The following is a 21,835-nucleotide window of genomic DNA, read 5'->3' on the forward strand; positions in this document are numbered from 1 at the left end:
GCCTGAGCGCGGTGCCGCCTCCAGCGCCAGCAACTGGCCCCGAGCGGGGGCATAACCCAGTGGCCGGTGGCAGGCCAGGCATTCGCTGTTGCGGAAGAACACCGGCCGGCCGCAGGCGCAGCTGAACGCCCGCGGCGTCGTCGGCGATGGCACGGCGTGCCGCGTGGCAGCAACGGAGCTCACCAGGCGCTCCAGCACAGCATCAGGCCAGCCGTTACGCGCAGGTCCAGCTCGGCGCTGCGCAGGCGATCGGCATCAAGCCAGGGCGGCATAGCGCGGCACGGTCCGGGCGGCCGCAGCCAGTTGCAGCAGCTGCTGCTCGAAGCGGCGCTGCACGCTGCCCCAGTCGGCCTGGAGGGCGTCCAGCCGCGCTTCCATGCGCAGCAGGCCGTCGGGCGCGGAGGCATCCAGGGCGCGGGTGGCCGCATCCAGGAAGGCATCGGCGGCGTCCAGGCCCTGGCAGACCGGTGCCAGGCAGCCACTGACACCGTCGCGCACATGCTGGGCGGCGGCGCCGGTGTCGAACGCGGCGACGGCCAGGCCGCTGGCCAGGGCTTCGAGCGTCACATTGCCGAAGGTCTCGGTCTGGCTGGGAAAGAGGAAGACGTCGGCGCTGGCGTAGTGGCGGGCCAGCGCGAGGCCCGTCTGCATGCCGACGAAGCGCGCCGTCGAGTGAGTGCGCTCAAGCTTCGCGCGCAGCGGGCCGTCGCCGACCACCACCATGCGCAGCCCCGGACGGCGGGCGCTCAGGCGCTCGAAGGTCTGCAACGCCAGGCTCGCGTTCTTCTCCGGCGCCAGCCGGCCGACATAGAGCATGACGCGGTGATCGTTGCCGATGCGCCATTCGCGGCGCAACCGCAGGTCGCGGCGATCAGGCGAGAACAGCTTGGCGTCGACGCCCCGGCCAAGCACCCGCAGGCGCTCGAAGCCATGGGCGGCGAGTTCACGCTGCAGCTCCGTGGTCGGCACGAAGTTGAGGTCGGCCATGCCGTGCAGGCGCTTCAGATAGCCCAGCACGACGGTCTCCAGCCAGCCCAGGCCGTAGTGGCCGCAATAGGCGTGGAAGTTGGTGCGGAAGTCGGCGCTGCGGGGAACGCCCTCGGCGTGCGCAGCGCGCAGCGCGGCCCAGCCCAGCGGGCCGGGGGTCGTCACATGCACGACATCGGGCGGACCGCCGCATTCGCGCCACAGCGCACGCAGCCCCGCCGACGTGGCCAAGCCGTAGCGCAGCTCGGGATACATCGGGATGGGACCGCCGCCGCAGCGCCATTCGCGCTCGTCACGGCGGCCCGCTTCACCCGGCTGGCGCGGCCGGATCAGCTGCACCTCGTGCCCGACGTCGCGCAGATGCCGCAGGGCGCGCTCGGCCGTCAGGGCCACGCCGTTGATCTCCGGCGGAAAGGTCTCGGTGACATAGGCGATGCGCACGACGCTTCACTCCGGCTGTTGCATTCCGCCGTCATGGCAAGTGGAATGCCCGCCCCTTCCTGGCCCTTGCTGCTCAGGTCGACCGAGCTGCCGCCCGGGAGCGCAGCAGGGCCATCAACTGGCGCTCGGCGGCGCTCAGGCCGGACCGGGCCGAAGGCGCCGCCGCCCACGGCTGAGCGCGCAGCGCGGCGCGGGCCGCCTCATCGCTCAGCGCGTCGCCCAGGGCCAGCACGCGGGGGTGGATGTAAGCCTTGCGGCAAACCGCTGGGGTGTTGCCCAGGCGCTTGGCCACGGCTGCCAGCAGTTGCTGCGGCCGGCAGGGCTCGGCGCCCTCGGCACAGGCCTGCAGCGTCAACTGCAGGGCCAGCACGCTGCCATGCCAGGTGCGAAAGTCCTTGGCCGTCACGCGCCGGCCGGCGGCCTCGGCGAGCCAGGCATTGACGTCCGCCGAGTCGACGGCATGGGTCTGGCCGCCCTCGTCGAGATAGCGGAACAGCTCCTGGCCGGGCAGCTCGCGGCAGCGGCGCACGATGCGGGCGACACGGCGGTCGCTCACGCTGACCGAGTGGCGCACGCCGCTCTTGCCGACAAAGGACAGCCGGATGGCGTCACCCTGCACGCCGGCATGGCGGTTGCGCAGCGTCGACAGGCCGTAGGAGCCGTTCTCGCGCGCATAGGCACTGTTGCCGATGCGCAGCCAGGTGGTGTCCAGCAGGCGCACCAAAGTGGCCAGCACGCGCTCGCGGGTGGGCTCGCCCTGCCCCGCCAGCGCGCGCTGCACGCGTCGGCGCAGCCGTGGCAGCACGGCGCCAAAGCGCAGCAGGCCGTCGAACTTGGTCTGGCCGCGGTCGGCCATCCAGTCGGCGTGATAACGATATTGCTTGCGCCCGCGCGCATCGCGGCCGGTGGCCTGCAGATGGCTGTCGGCATGCGGGCTGATCCAGACCTGCTGCCAGGCCGGTGGAATGGCCAGCTTGCGGATGCGCGCGAGCGTGGCGTCGTCACGGACACGCCGGCCGCGGGCGTCCCGGTATTGGAAGCCGCCGGAAGTCACCGGCTCGCGGCGGATGCCGGGACCCGTATCGCTGAGCCAGCGCAGGCCGGCCTGGCGCGCCTGGCGAACCTCCGGGGCCCGGGATGACGACGGGTTGGGCATGCCGTGCCCAGGCAGGCGACGTGCCAGGCATGCCGATTGCCTCCGCGCCGCAATGCATGCGAACCACGCCGCGCCCGAGCAGCAGGTCCAGGAGACGCGTCCTGGTGCGGGCCCCCATCTGCTGGATGTATCGATGTTCTGGGGCGCCACGGGCGGCGTGCGGCGCGTGTTGACGGCCAAGCATGAGCGGCTGCGCCCGCTGGGCTGGCGGCACACGGTCATCGCGCCCGGCGCCCAGGGTCCCGGCATGGTGGACTGTGGCGGCATGCCCCTGCCCCGCAGCGGCGGCTACCGCATGGTGCTGGGCCGGGGCCGTGCGCTGCGGCAGATCGAATTCGTCGCGCCCGACATCGTCGAATCCGCCGACCCCTATGTACTGGCCTGGGCGTCGCTGGCCGCGGCGGAGCAGTTGCGTATCCCGGCCGTGGCCTTCTGCCACAGCAACCTGCCCCAGCTGGCGGCGCGCCTGGCGGGCGGCCCCGAAGGCACGCGCCTGGGGCGCGGCGCCGAGCGCTGGGCCCGGCGCTATCTGGTCAACCTGTACCGCCATTTCGATCTCGTCATGGCCCCCAGCAGCGGCATGGTGCAGCTGCTGCAGTCCTGGGGCGTGCCGCGCGTGACGCTGCAGCCCCTGGGCGTGGACTGCTCGGCCTTCACGCCCTGCGCGCGCGACGCCGCCTGGCGGGTGCAGTTTTGCAGCGACCACGGCCTGGCGCCGGATACGCGCCTGTTCATCTACACCGGCCGCTTCGCATTGGAGAAGAACCTGCAGCTGCTGGCCGATGCGGTCGCCCTGCTGGGCCGCGGCCATGTGCTGCTGGCCGTGGGCGACGGGCCGGCGCCGCCGCTTGGCGAACAGGTGCTGGTGCTGCCGCCGGAACACGACAGCCGGCAACTGGCTCGTATGGTGGCCAGCTGCGATGCTTACGTGCACGCCGGCGACCAGGAGACCTTCGGCCTGGGTGTGCTCGAGGCCATGGCCTGCGGCACGCCGGTGGTGGTCGCCAGTGCCRGCGGCCTGGCCGAACTGGCGCGCGACGCGGGACTGCTGGTGGACCGGCCGCGGGCCGGCTCCTGGGCCGAAGCGATGGACGCCAGCCTGGACGGCAACCAGGCGGTTCAGCGCCGCAACGCCCTGGCGCGCGCCCAAGCGCAGGACTGGCCGCACGTGATGGCGCAGATGACGCGGCGCTACACCGCCCTGCTCGGCCGCCAGCCCACACTGGTTGCGCCGGCCCGCAACCCGGCTCTGCCGCTGGCCAATCGGCTGGCACGCCAGCGTTGACGGCGCCGACCCGAGCGGCCGGCGCCGTGTGCGTCGTGCTGCACGACGTGTCACCGGCGCGCTGGGACGGCTGCCTGCGCGTGCTGGCTGAACTACGCCGCTGTGCCAGCCATGCCGGCGTGCGGCTGCCGCTGTCCCTGCTCGTGGTGCCCCGCATGCACGGCGATGCGGAAGTGCCGCCGCGCTATCTGCGCTGGTTGCGCGGCATGGCCGGCGCCGGCCATGAACTGCTGCTTCACGGCCTCACCCACAGCGACGAAGGCCCGCCGCTGCGCGGCCTGGGCGACTATCTGCTGCGCCGCCACTACACGGCGGGCGAGGGCGAGTTTGCCGCCCTGTCCCACGCGCAGGCCATGCAACGGCTGCGCGAGGGCCGTACCTGGGCCGGCGACCACGGTCTGCCCATGGACGGCTTCGTCGCGCCGGCCTGGCTGCTCGCCCCACCGGCGCTGCAAGCCGTTGCCGACGCAGGCTTTCGCCACACCTGCACGCTGACCGAGGTCATCGCCCTGCCACACCGGCATGTGCTGCCGGCGCCCAGCCTGGTGTTCAGCACACGCACGGCCTGGCGCCGCGGGCTGTCATTGGCCTGGAACAGCCTGCAGGCGCGCCGCGCCCGCGAGGCGCCGCTGCTGCGCCTGGAGCTGCATCCGGGCGACGCGGATCACCGCGCCGTGGTGCGCTGCTGGACGCGGCTGCTCGACGAGGCCCTGCGCACGCGCACGCCGCTGCGCCTGGCCGAGGCGGCGCAGATGGCGCGGGTGCTAGCGGGGCATCAGCGGGGGCTGCTGCGCGAGCTCAATAGGTGCCACAGCGCAAACACCAGTGTGCCGACCGCCGCCGCAACGAGGGCGGAGCGCACCGGCTCGTCGCGCACATAGCCCACGGTCCGCTCGCGGACCTGCGAGACGCCGGAGCGCATGTTGCGCAGTACCGGCGCCATGGCGTCGCGCGCTTCGCTCACGCCGTCGGCCAGATGGTCCAGGCCGCGCCGCGCGGCGTTCTGCGCCTTCTGCAGGCCATGCCGCGAAGCATCGGCCGCATCGTCAACCCAATCTGCGTGACCCATGGTGCTTCCTTCATCAGAGTGTCGGAATGCAGTTGGGGCAATCCGCGCGCCGTGCCCGCGCTCAGTCGCGCTGCGGGGGGCCGCCGAGATCCGCAGCCGCGCTGCCTTCGGCTGCATATTCCTTCAGCCGGTTGTACAGCGTCTTCAGGCTGATCCCCAGCACCGCAGCTGTGCGTTCCTTGTGGTGGTTGAAGTGGCGCAGCGTGGCCAGCATCAGCGCGCGTTCGGCCTGCGCCACGCTGGAGCCGATGGGCAGGGTGATGAAGGGCATGTCGGCATCGGCGTTCAGCATCTCGGGCAGCCGCGCCGGCGACGGCGGGATACCGACCGGCGGCGCCGCTGGCAGGTCTTGCGGCCCCTGGCCTCCCCAAGTCGAAGTGACTCCCGTCTCTTCGCTGCCGGGCAGCCAGGTCTCATCGATCAGCTCGCCCTGGGCCATCACATAAGCGCGCTGCACGACATTGCGCAGCTCGCGCACATTGCCCGGCCAGGGGTAACCCACCAAGGTCGCCAGCGCCTCGGGCGAGAAGCGGCGCACGGTGCCCTCCTGCTCGCTGATGGCGGCCAGGAAATGGTTGGCCAGCAGCGGGATGTCGGCGATGCGGTCCCGCAGCGGCGGCAGCGCGATCGGGAAGATGTTCAGGCGATAGAGCAGGTCTTCGCGCAACTTGCCCGAGGCCACCGCCTGGTAGGGCAGGCGGTTGGTGGCCGCGACGATGCGCACGTCGGTCTCCTGGCTGGTGGTGCTGCCCACGCGCATGAAGCGCCCGGTCTCCAGCACGCGCAGCAGCTTGACCTGCAGCTCCAGCGGCATCTCGGTGATCTCGTCCAGGAAGAGAGTGCCACCGCTGGCGCGCTCGAAGAAGCCCTGGTGCTGGCGCTCGGCACCGGTGAAGCTGCCCTTCTYGTGGCCGAAGAWCTCGCTYTCSATCAGGTTGGGGCTGATGGCCCCGCAGTTCACGGCCAGGAAGGGGCGCTTGCGACGGCGGCTGAGGTCGTGCACGGTTTGCGCCACCACCTCCTTGCCGGTACCCGACTCGCCCGTGATGAAGACCGACACGCTGGTACCCGCCACGCGCGAGATCTGCTCGTAGATGCGCTTCATCGGCGCGCTGCGGCCCCAAAGATGGCCGAAATGACCGGACTCGTCCAGATTGGCAGTCAGATCCTCCACCTCGGCCTGCAGGGTCGCCGGCTTCATGATGCGCGACAGCACCCCTTGCAACTGCTTGAGGTTGACGGGCTTGACGAGATAGTCGGCCGCTCCCAGGCGCAGCGCCTGGATGGAGGTCTCCAGATTGGCGTGGCCAGTGCAAAGCACGACCTCCGAATTGGCCACCAGCTTGGGGTCGGCCAGCAGGTCCATGCCATTGCCGTCGGGCAGGCGCAGGTCCAGCAGCAGGATGTCGGGCTGCTGCAGCGAGAGCTGCTTGCGCGCATCGCGCAAGTTGTGAGCGACCGCCACGGTGAACTGCTCGCCCGCGATCAACTCGCGCAGGGAGGCGGCTGAATCGTGGTCATCGTCCACTACCAGGGCATGCGGCATCGTTTCCTTCCAGCTTTGTTACGGTGACCCAGGCGCTACGGGAGCAGTCATTTTCAACACATTCCACCCCCGTCAGAAAAACTTTGCCCGGCCGGGGCGTGTATCCACCAGTAATCCCCGTCAGGCATGCCAGCTGCCCTCAGCTGGCCGCCCACCGTAACGTTATGCCCGCCCATGAGCAACCCCTTGTTACAAGACGCTGATTGCCATGATCCCGCCGGTCTCTCGTTGACGCGGTTGCTGGACGCGCTGGCACTGGGTGCCGTGCTCGTGCTGGCCTGGCGAGCCTGCCATGGCCACCACCACCGCCGTCGCAGGGCCCATTCGGCGCGAGCACCGGTCGCCGTGCAAACCTGGGAAGGCGAAGGGGGTCGCCCGACGCCCACCGACGCCTGAGGTCGTGCCGCCAGCATTGCTGCAACTTCTACCGGTTGCTCCGCCCCCTGCAGCCGCTTGACCTCAACGGCCTCCGCAAGCTGGGCCTGGGCGGGCACACCGCCTGCCCTGCAAGCTCAACATTGGTGCATTGGCGGGCCTCATGAAGCAATCTCGCGGCTGGCACCTCGGCGGCTGGGCTTGGGCCCTCGCGGTGGTGTTCTCCCTGGCGGGCACGGTGGCCTGCGGCACCTTGCTGGAACAGGAGCCTCAGGTGCAGCCAGCGTCGGCGCGCCTGACCGCAGACCGCGTCACCCTGCAGGGCCGTGACGGCCCCGTCTCCGATGCCGTCGAGGCCAGGGACCTGGCCCGGGTGCGCGACGAGGGCAATGGCGCGCTGCTGGAACGCCATCTCGGCGCGCTGGCAGCCAGGGGCGACACCCAGCTGCTGCGCGGCAACACGGCCAGGCTGCTGGTCGACGGCCCCGCCACTTTTGCAGCGATGAAGGCGGCCATCGCCGCCGCCCGCCACCGCCTTCTCGTGGAGTTCTACATCATCGAGGACGAGGGCGTGGCCGCCGAGATCGGCGAGCTGCTGCTGCGCAAGGCCGCCGAGGGCGTCAGCGTGGCGCTGATGTACGACAGCCTGGGCTCGATGGGCACGGACGGCGCCTTCTTCGACCGCCTGCGCAAGGGCGGCGTCGCCGTGTGCGCCTTCAACCCGATCAATCCGCTGGAGCGACCGGGCCACTGGGGCGTGCTGCAGCGCAACCACCGCAAGATGCTGGCCGCCGACAGCGACGTGGCCTTCACCGGCGGCATCAACCTCAGCAACGTCTACGCCGAAGGCTCCTTCAGCAGCGCCCGGCGCAGGGGCCCCGCCCGGCCGCCCGAAGGGGCTCCGCTCCCGCCTGGCGGGACAGCGCGCAGCGCGAAGGGTGCGCCAATACAGCCGCCGGCCGACGCCGACAAGCAGGGCTGGCGCGACACCCAGGTGGAGCTGCGCGGCCCCGTGGTGTCGGCTCTGGCCGTGCTGTTCCGCGAATCCTGGGCCCTGCAGGGTTGCCCCGGCGAACTGGCGCCCGCCCCACCGCCCCGCGTGGCCACACCCGGGCAGCGCGTCGTCAAGCTGGTGGCGGGCGATCCAGCCAATGGCATCAACCCCAGCTACACGGCGCTGCTGCACGCCATCGATGCCTCGCAGCGCAGCGTGCAGCTGACCATGGCCTATTTCGCACCCGGGCCCGAGCTCATCCGGGCCCTGTGCGACGCGGCCCGCCGCGGCGTGGCCGTCTCGCTCGTGTTGCCGGGCCGCAGCGACGTCGCCATGGTGCTGCACGCCGCGCGTTCGCGCTATGCCCAGCTACTGGAAGCCGGCGTGCAGATCCACGAAATGACGGAGTCCGTCATGCACGCCAAGACGGCCGTCGTGGATGGCGTTTATTCCAGCGTCGGCTCGAGCAACCTCGACTGGCGCAGCATCGTCGGCAACAACGAGGTCGACGTCATCGTCCTCGGCGACGACTTCGGCCAGCAGATGCAGGCGCTGTTCGCCCGCGACCTGCAGGTATCTCAGCACATCGACGCGACGCAATGGGCCAAGCGCGGCCTGGGCCAGCGCCTGCTGCAGGGCTTTGCCCGCCTGGTGGAGCCATTGCTTTGAGCTGGCATCCCGTTTGCCACAGACCGGCGGGTTTATTCAGCAACTCGGAGTTCTGCGATGACGATTGACCTCATGGGCACTTCCTCCATGACCGAAGCCACCGCCATGGGCGCGGCCGGGCGCTTCCTGAACGACATGCGCCTGGAGCGCGCACGCCGGCCGGGCGGTAGCAGCACGGGCCGGCTGATGCGGCGCAGCCGCACACGCACCGCCGGCATACGCTTTGAATGGGTGACACGCACGATCGGACCGGTGCTGCGCGTCGTGGCCACCTGGACCGACCAGCATGGTCAGCCTCACCACACCTCGTTCTCGGTGCAATGCAATGGCCTGGAAGGGGCGTTGGATCGTGCCATCGCGGCACGCACGTCCTGCGGTGCGCCGCCGCCGGATCGTGAGGATCTGCTGCAGCGCCTGCAGCAGGAATTCGCCACTGCGCCGCTTGCCGCGGAGCAGCTGGCTGGCATGGCGCCAGGGCGGACCTTGCTGACCGCTCAGCTCAACTTGGCCAGCATGGAGGCCTCGGTGGCCTCGTCCCAAGCCAACGGATAAAGGCAACGGGCCTGGGTCAGCAGCTCAGGCCGGCCGCCCCACAGCGCGATCTGCTCGCGCACGGTCGCCAGATCGATGCTCATCAGCACAGCCGGCGCGTTCACGCGCGGGTTGTGCCGGGCCGCCGTGTAGGGCAGCAGGCCCAACCAGCGACGGTAGAAGGCGACGTGGCGCGGGTTGACCTCGATGATGAGGCGCTCGCAACGCGCGCGACGGTGGGCGTGCAGATAGCCGAGGTGAAACACCTGGGCCAGCACCCGCTTGGGCTCGAAGGCATGTTTGTCCACAGCCAGCCGGCCGAATTCGCAGAGCTTGATGCCGGCGGAACGCCATTCGGCCAGCTCGGATTCGAAGAGCAGGTCGGCGTGCAGGCCGCCGGCACCGTCAAAACGCACCGACAGCGTGCCGATGATGTTGTCGCCGTTGCGCGCCGTGCAGATGATGTCGCCATCTTCCTTGCGGCTGGTGTAGGTCTCCCGCTTCACCGCCAGGCCGCGATCGCCGTAACGGCGTTCGACGAGCTCGTAGGCGTCACCCTCCAGCGCTCCGAAATCGCTGTTGAGCTCCAGCGGCGGTCCGCCGAAGGGGTTCAGCGGCGTGCGGCGGCTTTCTTCGAATATGGGCGTCATCGACTACATCCTTGGTGCCCAACGCACCGAGCGGCGGAGTCTAGGGATTGAAATGACGCATTTCATTGAAGCTCACAGACCGATACATCTAAATCGGGGGCGCCAGGGATTTCCCTGTCGCCGAGATATGCGACAACGGCCCCTCGCTGGTAGCCAGGGAGCCGCGGCAAGAAAGAAGGCCACGCGCGGCGTGGCCTCGGGAGCGAAGGCGCTGCGGGATCAGACCACGTACTTGCCCACCAGGCGGTTCATGTTGGTCAACGACAGGCGGTGCATCTCGATCATCGCGATGAGGCCGTTGCGATGCAGCTGTAGCACCTTGTCGTCGGCCAGCTCGGCGTACTTCTTCTCGTCCAGGGCCATGAAACCCTCGACGTCGAGCTTTTCTTCGTTGGGCAAGGTCGCCTCGAAGCGCATGTCCTGCAGCAGGTCCATCTCGACGAGCAGGTTGCAGATCAGGCGGGTGCGCTCGGCTTCCTGCTCAAAGTTCTCCAGGAAGGCCTTGGCGTTCAGCAGGAACTCGGTCGGCTGGCCGTCCTTGAACAGGGCCTCGCCGGTCGTCTCGTTGAAGGCCGGCCACTTCATGTCGTAGCAGACGGCCATGCTGTTCGAGCTTTCGTCCATGCGGGCCATCACGAAGGGATAACGGCGTACATAGGCGGGCACGTAGCCACCGGTCCACTTGTCGCCCTCGACGAAGAGGTTGGAGCCCGCGCGCAGGCCCAGCACGGCCAGAGGCGCGACGGGCTGCTTGCCATCCGGGCCGGGGCTGCCGGCGCGCACGAAGACGATCGGGTATTCCTTGCAGGCGTCGGCAAACTCGACGGCGGCGAGGAAGACCGAGTTCTGATCGGCCACGCGGCTCACGACGGACTGGTCGGTGTCCAGCTTCAGGTTCTTGTGGACGTCACGATCCAGCGGCTGCATTTCGCCGTACATCGGGGGGTTGCTCATGTTTCTCTCTCTCCAGTTTCCTCGGCCAGACGACTGACCAGCACTTTGTCTACACGCTTGCCATCGAGGTCCACGACCTCGAATCTCCACGCGTCCCACTCCACGACATCGGTCGTGCGCGGCAAGCGCCCCAGCAACAGCATGATCATGCCGGCCAGGGTGTTGTAGCGCCCACGGTCCTCTTCGGGCAGTTCCTTCAGCTCCAGGCGGTCCTTCAGCTCGGGCACCGGGATCAGGCCGTCGATCAGCCAGCTCCCGTCCTCGCGCTGCACCGCCCAGGCGTCGCCATCGCTCGGGGCATTGAACTCCCCGGCAATGGCTTCCAGCACGTCACGCACGGCGATCACGCCCTGCACCTCGCCGTACTCATCGACGACGAAGACCAGGGGCGCGTCCGACACGCGGAAATGTTCCAGCAGCTCCATGCCCGACAACGTCTCGGGCACGAACAGCGGCGGCTCCAGGCCCGCCATCAGGTCCAGCGGCAAGCCCTCCAGCATGCCGGCCAGCAGCGCCGGCGCATTGGCCACGCCCAGCACCTCGCCCAGGCCACCGCGGCAGACCGGGTAGCGGTTGAAGCCATGCTCGCGCAAGACGGCCAGCACCTCGGCCGGCGTCGCATCAACCTCCAGCCAGGCAATCTCGGCCCGCGGAATCATCATGGAGCCGACCTGACGCTCGTCCAGGCGGAACACGTTGCGCACCATCTGGTGCTCATGCTCCTCGATGACACCGGCGTCGCGGCCTTCTTCCAGGCTGGCGGCGATCTCCTCTTCCGTCACACCGCGCTGGCCCTTGTTGCGCAAGCCCAGCAGGCCCAGCGTCGCCTCGGTCATGAAGCTCAGCGCCTTCACCAGCGGGCGCGCGGCCATGGAGATGAAGTTCATCGTCGGCGCGACGAGGCGGGCCACCGTCTCCGGGTAGATCTGGCCGATGCGCTTGGGCACCAGCTCGCCGAAGACGATGGTCAGCAGCGTGATGATGATGACGACCAGCGCCGTCGCGGCGATGTCGGTGGCATGCGGGTTCAAGCCGAAGCTCTCAGTCAGCCAGCGCGACAGCGGGCCGGAGAAGGCCGCATCGCCGACGATGCCGTTCAGCACGCCGATACCGGTGATGCCGATCTGCACCGTCGACAGGAATTTGGTCGGGTTGTCATGCAGGTCCATCGCGGCCTGCGCACCGCCCTCGCCACTCTCCACCATCACCTGCAACCGCGCCTTGCGGCTGGCGGTCAGCGCCATCTCCGACATCGCGAACAGGCCGTTGATCAGGATCAGAAAGAGAACGAGAGCGGTATCCATCGAAGGCGCCAGACCCCGGGGAAAACCCCAGGTGGCGCAAGGCAAAAACGAAGCCCGGGAGACTATCAGAAGGCCATGACCAAACCCACCGTGCGATCCCTCGCTTTGGGGTCTGCGCGGCAGAGGGCGTRGCYCGCGCCGGGGCGAGTTGCGGGGCCAGGCTAGGCGTCGGCGAGGCCGTGGGGCGAGCCCCACTACGAGCCGGCAACGATGCATGGCCCCGCAAATCGCCCCGGCGCGRGCYACGCCCTCTGCCGCGCAGAGCCCCAGGACCGGGACAATCCGCACATGAACTACCTGATCGGCGACCTCCAGGGCTGCTGCGACGCGCTGGAGCGCTTGCTGCGGCAGATCGATTTCTCCCCGTCACGCGACCGCCTCTGGCTGCTGGGTGACCTCGTCAACCGCGGCCCGGCCTCGCTGACGACGCTGCGCCGCCTGGCCGGCCTGGGCGAGACGGCGACCTGCCTGCTGGGCAACCATGACCTGCATCTGCTTGCCGCCCACCACGGCGTGCGCCGCCCGCACCGGGGCGATACGCTGGACGACATCCTGGCCGCGCCCGACCGCGAGGCGCTGATGGACTGGCTGCGCCAGCAGCGCATGGCCGTCTACGAGGCCGGCTGGCTGATGGTGCACGCCGGCGTTGTGCCGCAATGGAGCCGCGACGACACCCTGGCCCTGGCGGCCGACGTCGAGGCCGTGCTGCGCGGCCCTGCCCTGCCCGACTTCCTGCACGCCATGTACGGCAATGAGCCGGCGCGCTGGGACCCCGACCTCGCCGGCACCGCGCGGCTGCGCTTCACGGTCAACGCGCTGACAAGGCTGCGCTTTTGCAGCGCCGACGGCGAGATGGACTTCAAGACCAAGGACGGCGCCGGCGCGGCACCTGAAGGCTTCATGCCCTGGTTCGACGCGCCGGGCCGCAAGACCGCCGACACGCCCATCGCCTTCGGCCATTGGTCGACGCTGGGGCTGCTGGACCAGCCGCACCTGCTTGGCCTGGACACGGGCTGCGTCTGGGGTGGCAAGCTGACGGCGGCGCGGGTGGACGGCCTGCAGCGCGAGATCATCCAGGTGGACTGCGAACAGGCGCAGCAGCCGGGCGGCTGAGCCAAGGCACCGTAGAATGCGCGTCCCGCTGGAAGCGTGGGAGAGTGGTTTAATCCAACGGTCTTGAAAACCGTCGAAGGTGTGAGCCTTCCGTGAGTTCGAATCTCACCGCTTCCGCCAGGTTTTCGTGAGTTCGGCAAGGCCGCGCAGCGGCCTTGGACGCACCGCCAGGTGCGGCAATCTCACAGCGTCCGCCAGCTCGAGAAGCAAGAGCGCGATGCATGTTCCTTGCATCAATCGGCAGGACTCGCGTCCAATCCGCGATGCCAACTCACCGGATCTCGCCATGTCACGTTACGTCGATCAGGTTCTCGTGCCCGGCGAGCGAGTCGTCCATCTGGGGCGCACCAGCCTCTGGTCGGTTTGGCACTTGCTGTTGTTCGGCCTGCTCTTGCTGCCCGCCTTTGGCCTTGGGCTCATCCTTTGGGTGGCCGCCTACGTTCGCATCAGGTCAACCGAGCTGGCCGTGACCACCAAGAGAGTGATCGTCAAGCACGGATTCATCCGCCGCCACACGATCGAGATCAACATCAACAAGGTGGAGAGCATTCAGGTCAATCAGTCCCTCATGGGCCGAATGCTCAACTTTGGCACCCTCGTCATTGCAGGCACCGGTGCATCCCATGCGCCCATCGACGGCATCGCAGAGCCGCTTGTATTCCGCCGTGCCTTCGTCGAGGCCCAGGACTCGGCACAGAGCAGCCAGGCATAGCGTCAAGAGACGCTTCAGTCGAAGGTGCCCGCCACAAAGGATGCCTTGACCGTGATCAGCCAGCTGCCCTCCACCTTGTGCAGGACGAAGTGGTCGTTGAACAGCTTCTGGCCGATCCGCACCCTCACGTTCGCTGTTGAAAGGCTGTCCGAGATGTGCTCGACCGAGAGGATTGCTTCGTCCCTCGGCGCACCCGTCGACTGGGGGCTCGGCCTTCCATGGATGAGCGCCGCATAGTCCTGTGAGGACAGCATGTTCAACCGCCCCCCGTCAAGCCACTGCACAAAGCAGTTCGGGTGGAAGACCTTGTTGAAGTCACGACTCTTCGGCTCATAGGCCAGGTTGAAATAGTCCTCGATCAGAGTGGCTACGGCTTGGGTCTGGGTCATCGCTGGCTTTCATCAATGGGCGAACGATTCGTATAGTGAGGAATCCTTCCGCGCCCGGCTACAGCGAACTGGTTATCGCTGCCATTACCAGAACACATCGACCATGGATGACCTTGATGGCGCGCTTGTCATCGGCCTGCTGGCGCTGAATGCGGTCGCCGAATCGAAGAGCTTCGGTCGTGCGGCTTCTCGGCTGGGCAAGACACAGCCTGCGGTGAGCCGCTCGATCCAGCGCTTGGAAGACCGCCTCAGCGCCAAGCTCGTGCATCGCACAAGCCGACACGTCGAAGTGACGGATGCGGGGCATGCATTGCTCTCCAAGGTGCTGCCCCTGCTGCAGGGAATAGAGGATGCGACGGCCGCCGCCTCTGGCCAGGCCTCGGCCGTCAACGGCACGCTGCGCGTCGCCTGCGATGCCCGGTTTGCCGGCCTCGTGTTGGCGCCGGAGCTGGCGCAGTTTCTGAAGGCCCACCCGTCTCTTCAACTGAGGCTGGAGACCAAGAACGGTCTCTCGGACCTGGTGAGCGACGGATTTGATCTCGCCGTCAGGTTTGGGCCTCCATCCATCTCGACCCTGGTCTGCCGCAGGCTCTACAGCCCGCGCGTTCTGACCGTTGCCGCGCCGTCCTATCTGGCGCGCCGCGGTCGACCCAGGTCGCCGCAGGATCTGGTGGGCGACGATCATGAGTGCATCGTCGCCATCGATCCCGCCACCGGCAGGCCCTTCGAGTGGGAGTTCTGGCGTGGCGATGAGAAAGTGAAGGTGGCCGTTCGCGGCAACCTGACGGTCACGGACGCCGGAATCAAGATTGGGGCCTGCCTCGCAGGCCACGGGATCGCCCAGGTGATCGACCTCGGGGTCGACTCGCATCTGCGAGCGGGCACGCTGGAGCCCGTCTTGCCGGACTGGGCTGACGAGACATTTCCCCTCTACGTCTACTACCCCAGCCGGACCCACGTCCCGGCCAAGGTCAGAGCCTTCATCGACTTTGTTGTGGGCATGATGCCGGTGCTTCAGCCGGCCGGCCAGGTCGACCTTCGGCCATGAATGGGCTGATCAGCGCCATCAGCTCCTACCGCGGCACCACGCAGTCAATCTCTTCGAGCCCCGCGCCGATTCGTGCGCTTGTTCGACTGTCCTGGGCCTAGCTCTCCAGGCCAAACAGGCGCTCGGCGTTGCCATGGGCGATCAGGGCCTTGTCCGCGTCGCTGACTGACAGGCCCTCGATGAAGGCGCGCGCGCCGTCCAGGCTTTGGTAGGGGTAGTCGATGGAGTACAGGATGCGCTCCGCACCCATCAGCGCATGGATGAACTGGAAGTGCGGCAATGTGAGCATGCCGCTGGGCGACACGTAGACGTGCTCGCGGTAGGTCCGCGCGATGGGGCGCTTCAGGCCGGAGGCTTCCTGAGGGATGGCGTCCTCCAGCCTTTGCAGGAAGAAGGGCACCATCTCGCCCCAGTGGCCGCTGATGACCTGCAAGCGGGGGTAGCGGTCGAACACCCCGGCGAGCAGCATGCGCACGACCTGGATGCCGGCCTCGTTGTGCCAACCCCAGGCGAACATCGACAGGCGTGCGCTGAGTTCGCGCTCGAAGCCGCCGTAGTACGGCGCCTGCACGGCCGGCAGCGGCAGGCCGGGGTGAACGTACAGCGGCACGTTCAGCTCGTCGAACGCAGCCAGCACGGGGGCGTAGCGCGGGTCGTCCAGGAAGGTCTCGCCGGGGCGCCCGCTGATGAGCGCACCCTTGAGGCCCAGCTCCTTCACGGCCCGCTCCAGTTCACGCGCGGCGGCCTCGGGCGCCTGCCAGGGCAGCGTGGCGAACCCGGCGAATCGCGAAGGGTGGGCCTGAGCGGCTGTGGCCAGCTTGTCGTTGGCGGCGCGGTTCAGGGCTATGGCCTGGGCGGCCGGCAGCAGCTGCGGGAAGCCGCCGTAGGAGAGGACTTGCATGGCTATGCCTACCGCGTCCATGTCGGCCAGGCGGGCCGCGCCCATGTCCAGCGCCTTGCGCGCCGACTCGCCGGGTGCGACGACATGCGGGCGGCTGAGATCGGCGACGTGTTGGCCGTCAATGACGCGGCTGCCCCAGTCAGCGAGATAGGGCGCCTCGGCACGCACGAGGCTTTGCGACGCCGCACCGATGGCAGCATCCAGCACATGCTCTTCGACGCAGATCAGCTTCATGTCGCGCCCCGGCCGCCGATCACGCCAGCAGCGCGTCGCGCAGCGCTTCGCCGAGGCTGGCGGCGGACTGCGGGTTCTGGCCCGTGATCAACCGGCCATCAACCTCCACCTTGTTGGACCAATTGGGCGAGTCCTGATGCAACGCGCCGCGCTCGTTGAGCGTGGAAGCCAGCAGGAAGGGCACGACGTGGGTGGACTGGACTTCCTCTTCCTCGCTATCGGTGAAGGCCGCCACGCGCTTGCCCGCCACCAGCAGGCTGCCGTCGGCACGGCGTGCATTGACCAGGGCCGCCGGGCCGTGGCACACGGCGCTGACGATGCCGCCAGCCGCGTCGATCTCGCGGATGAGCTTCTGCGCGCCGGCGCTGTCGGGGAAGTCCCACATCGTGCCGTGGCCGCCCGCGAACATGACCGCCGAGTAGCGTGCAGGGTCGGCGTCATCGATGCGCAGCGTGTTGGCAATGGCGTGGCGGAAATCGGCATCCGCCCAATAGCGGGCGACCACCGGGTCCTTCATGTCCTCCAGCCCGTCGAGCGGCGCGGCGCCGCCCTGGATGGAGGCGATCTCGACGCGGATGCCGGCTTGCTGCAGCTTCTCCAGCGGGTGGGTGACCTCCGCCAGGTTGAAGCCGGTGGGGATGCCTGTCGCCCCCTTGACCGGGTTGCTGGTGACGACGAAGAGGATGGGCTTGAGTTCAGAAGCTTGTCGGGTCATGGGCGATGGCTGTAATCACAGGTTGCTGAAGAAGGGGACGAGCTTGGCAATCGCCTGATCGACGTATTCAGGCCGGTCGTAGAGCGCGACGTGGGTGGCGCCTTCGATGACGAACAGCTCTTTCGGGCCTTTCGACAGCGCGAACGCCTGCTCGCTGTAGACCTTGGTGTCGGCGATGCTCCCGGCGATCAGCAGCAGCGGCTGGGTCAGTAGGTCCGGAATCAGGTGGAAGACCGTGAAGGCCAGCATCTTGTCGAGGCTGGTCATCAGGAAGCGGCCCTTGGAGTTGGGGTGCTGGCCCCGCGGTGTGCGGTAGTAGTCGTAGGCTTCGCGAAGAAAGGTCGGCGTGTTGTCGTCGATGTCTTCCAGCCGCTCGGGAACGAACGGGGCGTAGAGGGGCTCTGCACCCCTGGCTTCGGCCGTGCGCTGCTGCGCCGCCGCTTGCAGGGTTCCGATCAAGGCAGCAACGGGGATGGGGTTGCCAACAATGGTCCTGGCTGCCTCGCCCATCGGCGTGGCGCTGACGACGCCCACCGCCTTGAAGCGGCGCTCCGACTGGGCAACGGCGAGCGCGTATCCGCCTCCGGCGCAAACACCGAAGACCCCCATGCGCTCCACGTCGACGTAGGGAAGCGTCGAGAGAAAGTCCGCGGCAGCGCGGGCATCTTCCACGCGCGCCGACGGGTCCTCCAGCAGGCGGGGTTCGCCGCCGCTCGCACCCTGGTAGGACGCGTCGAAGACGACAACGACGAAGCCATGCGCCGCCAGCCTCCTGGCATACAGGCCTATCGTCTGTTCCTTCACGCCACCGGCGGGGTGAATGCCGACGAGGGCGGGGTATTGCCTGTCTTCCCGGAAGTCGTCCGGCAGGTGAAGGTGACCTGAGAGCTGGATCGCTCGATTCGGAAACGAGACGGCTTGGAGCATGAGGAATCAGGCGTTGCCGGCGGCGAAAAGCATTTCCCAGTTCAGGAAGGGGCCCAGCGGAATGACGTCCCAGCCGATGAGGCCGGCCTTGGCCAGCGGGAACTCGGCCAGGGCCTTCCTGGCGGCTTCCACGGACTCGGCCTCGGCGAGGATGGCGACGCCCGGCCGGTCCTGGCGGAAATAGATGTCACGGACGATGCCGCTCTTGTAGAGCTGCCAGCCGTGGCGGGCTTCGCCGTGCAGGTGCGGTTGGTACTGTTCCAGCGTGGCGCCGGGCTGGGGGATGTCGAGGCAAAGCAGTTTCATGAGTGGTCTTTTGTAGAAGAACGGATCAGGCCGGTCCCCGTGGCGGGGCGCTCGCGGCATGCTACGGTTTCCATTAATTCGCCAGTGGCGCATTAACGTCTTGGTTATGATTCCGAAAATTCGACAATAGAACGATGCTGGACAGACTCGACGGCGTGGCGGTTTTTGTGGAAACGGTGGATGCCGGTGGCTTTGCGCGCGCCGCAGAGCGGCTGGCGTTGACGCGTTCCGCTGTCGCCAAGGCCATTGCACGGCTCGAAACCCGGCTGGGCGTGCGGCTCTTTCACCGCACGACGCGGGCGCTGAGCCTGACCGAAGACGGCCAGATCTATTACGAGCGCTGCGTTCGCGCCATGGATGAGCTCCGCGAAGCGGAGGCGCTGCTTGAATCCGGCCGGCACGAGGTCAGCGGGCGGCTGCGCGTCGCGATGCCCGTGCTGTTCGGTCGGCTTTGCGTGGCACCCATCCTGCTGGAACTCGCGCGCGAACACCCGAAGCTGGAACTCGACCTGTGCTTCAGTGACCGCCCGACGGACATCGTTGCCGAGCGCATCGACCTCGCGATCCGCAACGGCAAGTTGGGGCCGGCGACGGGGCAGCTTCGCAGCCGCCGGCTGAGTAGCCAGAGAAAGGTGTTGTGCGCCTCGCCGCACTACCTCGCGGCGCGCGGCCATCCCGCCGACACCCAGTCGTTCGAAGGGCATGACGCCCTGCTGTACTGGCGGGCCGACTATGTGCAGCCCTGGACCCTGCCGGACGTCGAAGGCAAGCTGATTGAGGTCACCTTGAGTTCCCGTTTCCGTTTTGATGACCTTGCCGTCGTTGCCGACGCGGCTGCCGCCGGGCTCGGGATCGCATGGCTGCCGCATTGGCTCGTTCGGGACAGTCTGCAAGGCGGTAGCCTCGTCGCGCTCTTCGAGGAGCGCCCGCATGCGTCGGTTGAATGCCATGCGCTTTGGCCGGTCAGCCAGCACATGCCCTTGCGTCTGCGCCTGGCGATCGACACGCTGGTGTCCAAGCTTCCGGGCGCCGTCGAAGGCTAGCGCCTCTTGAGCGTTTGAAGACCCAGACCTTGTAGAAGTGGCGGCGCATCAGCCGCGACTTTCCTTCTCCAATGGCTTCGCGGGTGGCCACCTACGATTTCAGTCCGCTGAGGTCGCCCGTTGACATGAGTTCCGAGCGCTGAACGCGCAGGCAGAACGCCAACAGAAGGGATGAACTCCGTGTGGACTCGCATGTCATCACTCACGAGCACGCGCGCCGCCGCGATTGCCGTCGCATCGACACTTTCCATGCTGATCCTTTCGAGCGTCGCAAACGCCGTGGAGTCGAAGATGCCCTTCATCAGAATCGCCGAGCTTGAGATTGATCCGGCGCAACTCGAGGCTTTCAAGGCAGCCATCGCGGAGGGCGTCGAAGCCGCTGTGCGGACCGAGCCCAAAGTCCTGGCCCTCTACGCCGTGGCCGAACGGGACCGGCCGAACCACATACGCGTCTTCGAGATCTATGCAGACGAAGAAGCTTACGCACAGCACATCCAGACCGCGCACTTCAGAAAGTTCTTTGAATCGACCTCGCCCATGGTGGTGTCTCGCCGCCTGATCGACACGGTGCCGGTTGTGCTCGGAGCCAAGCCATAGCGCGAAGCGCGTTGGTGGCGCTGCCGAACGGATGGAGCGTTGCACGGCACGTTTCGTCGTGCCCCATCGACGGCCTGTCGGCGCCCTGCCACCGACTGTCGCAGCATGATGGCGGAGCCGGCAGGCCATCGCGAGGATGCGGCCTTCTTCACGCGTCCCAAGGCAGACCGATGAACTCTCTACGCCACCGCTTTCTCGCTTGCGCGCTCGCTGGCGTCGCCATGGCCGCCCACGCGGCGGAGCCCTCGCCGGCCGAGGCCGATCTCAGCGCCACGATCGCCGTGCTCGACACCGCGGCCTTTGAGGCCTTCAACCATTGCGAGGCACCCGGCCAGCTCGACAAATACGCGAGCTTCTTCGACCCTGCCGTCGAGTTCTATCACGACCTCGGCGGCGTCACGTGGACGCGCGACGTGATGATCGCGCAGACCCGGGCCCATGTCTGCGGCAAGTTCCAGCGCGAACTGGTGCCGGGCACGCTGAAGGTGTGGCCGATCAAGGGCTTCGGTGCGCTGGCCCGCGGCGAGCATCGCTTCTGCCACTACAAGCCGGGCGGCACGACGCATCCCTGCGAGGGCCGCGCCGAGTTCACCATGCTGTGGCGCCAGCAGGGCAATGCCTGGACGATCACGCGCGCCTTCAGCTACGGGCACGGGTCGAACTGACGCGACGCCCGCGACCGCCTCGCGTCACGCTAAATGTTGGTGCTCGACGGGATGCGGCTCGGCAGCAGGTGTTCATACGGCCGCGTGCGCGCCAGGTTGCGCTGCCGGATGGTGTTCTCGACGCCGGCCAGCGCGCTGCGAAAGCGCTCCAGCGGGCCGCCGGGCCGGGTGATGGCGGGGTCGAGCAGCACTGGCGGATACGGGGGTGCGTTGTCGCGGTATTCGCCCAGCATGCGGTAGTACACGCCGCCGAGGATGTGGAACAGCAGGATCTGCTCCTGCGCCGCGAGCCGGCTGGGCAGCATCTGCGACCAGGTGGCCTCGCTCTGCCCCACCGCGCCGGCAGGCGCCCACGCGCCGCCCATGCCGGCGTAGAACGGGGCGTAGGTCATCAACGAGGACTGCGGGAAGTTGACGGCCGCGTGCTGGGCGCTGGCATTGAAGATGATGGCCGTCACCACCAAGGCAAGCTGGCTGCGCGTGGTGATGGGCCGGAAGCCCTTGACCTTGCCACTCACGGCCAGCTCGCTGGCCCAGGCCTTGAGTTCGTAGTCGCTCGTCACGTCGGCGTCGCTGGCGTAGTACACGGCGAGGTATTCGCTCACCCATTGCTGGATGGCATTCCAGACCAGCAGCGCGTCGTCGCGGTAGGGGTAGTCTGGCAGCCGGCCGGCGTCATCCACGCCGCGTGCGCGCAGATCGTTCGGCAGCATGTTGTCGTAGAAGTCGAAGGCCAGCCGGTCCCGCCCGCATTCGCGCTGCAGCGTCTCGATGGACGCGGCCAGGATGGTGTCGCCCGTGGTGAGCGGCCCCATGATGACCAGCGCGGCCGCATCGTTGATGAACAGCGTGCCCTCGAGGTGGGGCGCGAGCAGCCGGTTCAGCGGGTGCACGACCGCGAGCTGGCGCTGCGTGGCCATCGCGAAGGCCTCGGACATCAGGTGCGTTCGGCCCAGGTGCACGAACATCTCGTGCACCACGGCCGCCATCGGCACGCCGGCGAGGTTGAGGTGGGATTCTGTCCAGAGATACAGCGCCTGCTGGCTGACGAGCTGGAGCCGGCGGGCCGCCGCGCTGAGCAGGTCCGCCTTCTGCGGCAGCGTGGGCTTGGGAACGGGCAGCGCCGCCGATGCTGGTGAAGGCGTGCCGCCAATCAGGCTCAGGCCGCCCGCCGAGGCGGACCATTGGAGGATGTCTCTGCGTTTCATTGGATTTATCCGGAAG

25 protein-coding genes and 1 tRNA gene are annotated in these 21,835 nt (G+C 68.1%); 12 read left to right on the plus strand and 14 right to left on the minus strand.

Translation table 11 applies throughout. The features are described from left to right. From ACXJKJ_RS19215 to ACXJKJ_RS19225, 3 genes are all read right to left on the minus strand, one after another. Positions 1-183: zinc-ribbon domain-containing protein (locus tag ACXJKJ_RS19215; protein WP_457391669.1), on the minus strand; the 183-nt coding region annotated here is incomplete at its 3' end. 72 nt (positions 184-255) lie between these two features. Next, positions 256-1,428, minus strand: coding sequence for a glycosyltransferase family 4 protein (locus ACXJKJ_RS19220; protein ID WP_457391670.1), 1,173 nt, complete (start codon positions 1,426-1,428; stop codon positions 256-258). Between the two features lie 73 nt (positions 1,429-1,501). Then, on the minus strand, positions 1,502-2,584 hold the full coding sequence (locus ACXJKJ_RS19225; protein WP_457391672.1) for a DNA topoisomerase IB: 1,083 nt from the start codon (positions 2,582-2,584) through the stop codon (positions 1,502-1,504). Positions 2,585-2,636: 52 nt separating this feature from the next. Between ACXJKJ_RS19225 and ACXJKJ_RS19230 the strand changes: the two genes are divergently transcribed. Together ACXJKJ_RS19230 and ACXJKJ_RS19235 are read left to right on the plus strand one after the other, a co-directional pair. Continuing rightward, positions 2,637-3,869 (plus strand): glycosyltransferase, encoded by a 1,233-nt coding sequence (locus ACXJKJ_RS19230; protein ID WP_457391673.1) that lies wholly within the window; start codon positions 2,637-2,639, stop codon positions 3,867-3,869. Further along, a complete protein-coding gene (locus ACXJKJ_RS19235) occupies positions 3,866-4,750 on the plus strand; it encodes a DUF2334 domain-containing protein (RefSeq protein WP_457391675.1) in 885 nt (294 codons plus the stop codon). The genes ACXJKJ_RS19230 and ACXJKJ_RS19235 overlap by 4 nt, the downstream gene beginning before the upstream one ends. Here ACXJKJ_RS19235 and ACXJKJ_RS19240 read toward each other — a convergent pair. Both ACXJKJ_RS19240 and ACXJKJ_RS19245 read right to left on the minus strand, forming a co-directional pair. After that, positions 4,645-4,938, minus strand: coding sequence for a hypothetical protein (locus ACXJKJ_RS19240; RefSeq protein WP_457391676.1), 294 nt, complete (start codon positions 4,936-4,938; stop codon positions 4,645-4,647). The two genes, ACXJKJ_RS19235 and ACXJKJ_RS19240, sit on opposite strands and share 106 nt — an antisense overlap. A gap of 61 nt (positions 4,939-4,999) precedes the next feature. Further along, positions 5,000-6,484: a sigma-54-dependent transcriptional regulator gene (locus tag ACXJKJ_RS19245; protein ID WP_457391678.1), complete on the minus strand. Its 1,485-nt coding sequence runs from the start codon at positions 6,482-6,484 to the stop codon at positions 5,000-5,002. Positions 6,485-6,670: 186 nt separating this feature from the next. Between ACXJKJ_RS19245 and ACXJKJ_RS19250 the strand changes: the two genes are divergently transcribed. The 3 genes from ACXJKJ_RS19250 to ACXJKJ_RS19260 all read left to right on the plus strand — a co-directional run bounded on the left by ACXJKJ_RS19250 (position 6,671) and on the right by ACXJKJ_RS19260 (position 9,074). Continuing rightward, positions 6,671-6,880: a hypothetical protein gene (locus ACXJKJ_RS19250; RefSeq protein WP_457391680.1), complete on the plus strand. Its 210-nt coding sequence runs from the start codon at positions 6,671-6,673 to the stop codon at positions 6,878-6,880. A 142-nt stretch (positions 6,881-7,022) separates the two neighbouring features. Then, positions 7,023-8,522, plus strand: coding sequence for a phospholipase D-like domain-containing protein (locus ACXJKJ_RS19255; RefSeq protein ID WP_457391682.1), 1,500 nt, complete (start codon positions 7,023-7,025; stop codon positions 8,520-8,522). Between the two features lie 57 nt (positions 8,523-8,579). Beyond that, entirely contained in the window at positions 8,580-9,074 is a 495-nt protein-coding gene (locus ACXJKJ_RS19260) for a hypothetical protein (protein WP_457391684.1), read from the plus strand. Here the strand turns inward: ACXJKJ_RS19260 and ACXJKJ_RS19265 are convergent. From ACXJKJ_RS19265 to ACXJKJ_RS19275, 3 genes are all read right to left on the minus strand, one after another. Then, a complete protein-coding gene (locus ACXJKJ_RS19265) occupies positions 9,017-9,703 on the minus strand; it encodes an N-acyl amino acid synthase FeeM domain-containing protein (protein WP_457391685.1) in 687 nt (228 codons plus the stop codon). The genes ACXJKJ_RS19260 and ACXJKJ_RS19265 overlap by 58 nt on opposite strands. Before the next feature lie 219 nt (positions 9,704-9,922). Then, positions 9,923-10,657, minus strand: coding sequence for a SapC family protein (locus ACXJKJ_RS19270; RefSeq protein ID WP_457354441.1), 735 nt, complete (start codon positions 10,655-10,657; stop codon positions 9,923-9,925). After that, on the minus strand, positions 10,654-11,961 hold the full coding sequence (locus ACXJKJ_RS19275) for a hemolysin family protein (protein ID WP_056198781.1): 1,308 nt from the start codon (positions 11,959-11,961) through the stop codon (positions 10,654-10,656). The genes ACXJKJ_RS19270 and ACXJKJ_RS19275 overlap by 4 nt, the downstream gene beginning before the upstream one ends. A 288-nt stretch (positions 11,962-12,249) precedes the next feature. Between ACXJKJ_RS19275 and ACXJKJ_RS19280 the strand changes: the two genes are divergently transcribed. From ACXJKJ_RS19280 to ACXJKJ_RS19290, 3 genes are all read left to right on the plus strand, one after another. Then, entirely contained in the window at positions 12,250-13,074 is an 825-nt protein-coding gene (locus ACXJKJ_RS19280) for a symmetrical bis(5'-nucleosyl)-tetraphosphatase (protein WP_457391687.1), read from the plus strand. Positions 13,075-13,104: 30 nt separating this feature from the next. Then, a tRNA-Ser gene (locus ACXJKJ_RS19285) sits at positions 13,105-13,194 on the plus strand. Between the two features lie 166 nt (positions 13,195-13,360). Continuing rightward, on the plus strand, positions 13,361-13,786 hold the full coding sequence (locus ACXJKJ_RS19290; protein WP_056198788.1) for a PH domain-containing protein: 426 nt from the start codon (positions 13,361-13,363) through the stop codon (positions 13,784-13,786). Positions 13,787-13,800: 14 nt separating this feature from the next. On the opposite strand, the gene ACXJKJ_RS19295 is transcribed toward ACXJKJ_RS19290, so the two are convergent. Next, positions 13,801-14,175 (minus strand): nuclear transport factor 2 family protein, encoded by a 375-nt coding sequence (locus ACXJKJ_RS19295; protein WP_056198791.1) that lies wholly within the window; start codon positions 14,173-14,175, stop codon positions 13,801-13,803. A gap of 103 nt (positions 14,176-14,278) precedes the next feature. On the opposite strand from ACXJKJ_RS19295, the gene ACXJKJ_RS19300 reads away from it, so the two are divergent. Beyond that, on the plus strand, positions 14,279-15,223 hold the full coding sequence (locus tag ACXJKJ_RS19300; RefSeq protein ID WP_457391689.1) for a LysR substrate-binding domain-containing protein: 945 nt from the start codon (positions 14,279-14,281) through the stop codon (positions 15,221-15,223). A 97-nt stretch (positions 15,224-15,320) separates the two neighbouring features. On the opposite strand, the gene ACXJKJ_RS19305 is transcribed toward ACXJKJ_RS19300, so the two are convergent. Genes ACXJKJ_RS19305 through ACXJKJ_RS19320 form a run of 4 tightly spaced genes read right to left on the minus strand, consistent with a single transcriptional unit; the run spans position 15,321 to position 18,306 of the window. Then, positions 15,321-16,358 (minus strand): amidohydrolase family protein, encoded by a 1,038-nt coding sequence (locus ACXJKJ_RS19305; protein ID WP_457391690.1) that lies wholly within the window; start codon positions 16,356-16,358, stop codon positions 15,321-15,323. Between the two features lie 19 nt (positions 16,359-16,377). Beyond that, the gene (locus ACXJKJ_RS19310) at positions 16,378-17,073 is read right to left on the minus strand and encodes a type 1 glutamine amidotransferase domain-containing protein (RefSeq protein WP_457324433.1); all 696 of its coding nucleotides are present in this window, start codon (positions 17,071-17,073) and stop codon (positions 16,378-16,380) included. Between the two features lie 15 nt (positions 17,074-17,088). Continuing rightward, positions 17,089-18,000 (minus strand): alpha/beta hydrolase, encoded by a 912-nt coding sequence (locus ACXJKJ_RS19315; protein ID WP_457391692.1) that lies wholly within the window; start codon positions 17,998-18,000, stop codon positions 17,089-17,091. A gap of 6 nt (positions 18,001-18,006) precedes the next feature. Beyond that, entirely contained in the window at positions 18,007-18,306 is a 300-nt protein-coding gene (locus tag ACXJKJ_RS19320) for a hypothetical protein (protein ID WP_056198805.1), read from the minus strand. Between the two features lie 134 nt (positions 18,307-18,440). Between ACXJKJ_RS19320 and ACXJKJ_RS19325 the strand changes: the two genes are divergently transcribed. The 3 genes from ACXJKJ_RS19325 (at position 18,441) to ACXJKJ_RS19335 (ending at position 20,611) form a co-directional block, all read left to right on the plus strand. Then, positions 18,441-19,349 carry a LysR family transcriptional regulator gene (locus tag ACXJKJ_RS19325; RefSeq protein WP_457391694.1) on the plus strand — a complete coding sequence of 303 codons (909 nt, stop codon included), beginning with the start codon at positions 18,441-18,443 and terminating at the stop codon, positions 19,347-19,349. A gap of 192 nt (positions 19,350-19,541) precedes the next feature. Beyond that, complete coding sequence (locus ACXJKJ_RS19330; protein ID WP_457391696.1) at positions 19,542-19,946, plus strand: putative quinol monooxygenase; 405 nt, start codon at positions 19,542-19,544, stop codon at positions 19,944-19,946. Between the two features lie 170 nt (positions 19,947-20,116). Continuing rightward, entirely contained in the window at positions 20,117-20,611 is a 495-nt protein-coding gene (locus ACXJKJ_RS19335) for a nuclear transport factor 2 family protein (RefSeq protein ID WP_457325283.1), read from the plus strand. A 29-nt stretch (positions 20,612-20,640) separates the two neighbouring features. Here the strand turns inward: ACXJKJ_RS19335 and ACXJKJ_RS19340 are convergent, their stop codons facing one another. Continuing rightward, positions 20,641-21,819 (minus strand): lipoxygenase family protein, encoded by a 1,179-nt coding sequence (locus ACXJKJ_RS19340; RefSeq protein ID WP_457391698.1) that lies wholly within the window; start codon positions 21,817-21,819, stop codon positions 20,641-20,643. Positions 21,820-21,835 lie beyond the last annotated feature (16 nt).

It is taken from the genome of Roseateles sp. P5_E1, assembly GCF_054049335.1.

Coding starts and splice junctions, on each gene's coding strand:
- ACXJKJ_RS19225 (WP_457391672.1), bottom strand. CDS start 2,584: ATGCCCAACCCGTCGTCATCCCGGGCCCCGGAGGTTCGCCAGGCGCGC.
- ACXJKJ_RS19240 (WP_457391676.1), bottom strand. CDS start 4,938: ATGGGTCACGCAGATTGGGTTGACGATGCGGCCGATGCTTCGCGGCAT.
- ACXJKJ_RS19255 (WP_457391682.1), top strand. CDS start 7,023: ATGAAGCAATCTCGCGGCTGGCACCTCGGCGGCTGGGCTTGGGCCCTC.
- ACXJKJ_RS19260 (WP_457391684.1), top strand. CDS start 8,580: ATGACGATTGACCTCATGGGCACTTCCTCCATGACCGAAGCCACCGCC.
- ACXJKJ_RS19265 (WP_457391685.1), bottom strand. CDS start 9,703: ATGACGCCCATATTCGAAGAAAGCCGCCGCACGCCGCTGAACCCCTTC.
- ACXJKJ_RS19270 (WP_457354441.1), bottom strand. CDS start 10,657: ATGAGCAACCCCCCGATGTACGGCGAAATGCAGCCGCTGGATCGTGAC.
- ACXJKJ_RS19275 (WP_056198781.1), bottom strand. CDS start 11,961: ATGGATACCGCTCTCGTTCTCTTTCTGATCCTGATCAACGGCCTGTTC.
- ACXJKJ_RS19280 (WP_457391687.1), top strand. CDS start 12,250: ATGAACTACCTGATCGGCGACCTCCAGGGCTGCTGCGACGCGCTGGAG.
- ACXJKJ_RS19290 (WP_056198788.1), top strand. CDS start 13,361: ATGTCACGTTACGTCGATCAGGTTCTCGTGCCCGGCGAGCGAGTCGTC.
- ACXJKJ_RS19295 (WP_056198791.1), bottom strand. CDS start 14,175: ATGACCCAGACCCAAGCCGTAGCCACTCTGATCGAGGACTATTTCAAC.
- ACXJKJ_RS19300 (WP_457391689.1), top strand. CDS start 14,279: ATGGATGACCTTGATGGCGCGCTTGTCATCGGCCTGCTGGCGCTGAAT.
- ACXJKJ_RS19305 (WP_457391690.1), bottom strand. CDS start 16,358: ATGAAGCTGATCTGCGTCGAAGAGCATGTGCTGGATGCTGCCATCGGT.
- ACXJKJ_RS19310 (WP_457324433.1), bottom strand. CDS start 17,073: ATGACCCGACAAGCTTCTGAACTCAAGCCCATCCTCTTCGTCGTCACC.
- ACXJKJ_RS19315 (WP_457391692.1), bottom strand. CDS start 18,000: ATGCTCCAAGCCGTCTCGTTTCCGAATCGAGCGATCCAGCTCTCAGGT.
- ACXJKJ_RS19320 (WP_056198805.1), bottom strand. CDS start 18,306: ATGAAACTGCTTTGCCTCGACATCCCCCAGCCCGGCGCCACGCTGGAA.
- ACXJKJ_RS19325 (WP_457391694.1), top strand. CDS start 18,441: ATGCTGGACAGACTCGACGGCGTGGCGGTTTTTGTGGAAACGGTGGAT.
- ACXJKJ_RS19330 (WP_457391696.1), top strand. CDS start 19,542: ATGTCATCACTCACGAGCACGCGCGCCGCCGCGATTGCCGTCGCATCG.
- ACXJKJ_RS19335 (WP_457325283.1), top strand. CDS start 20,117: ATGAACTCTCTACGCCACCGCTTTCTCGCTTGCGCGCTCGCTGGCGTC.
- ACXJKJ_RS19340 (WP_457391698.1), bottom strand. CDS start 21,819: ATGAAACGCAGAGACATCCTCCAATGGTCCGCCTCGGCGGGCGGCCTG.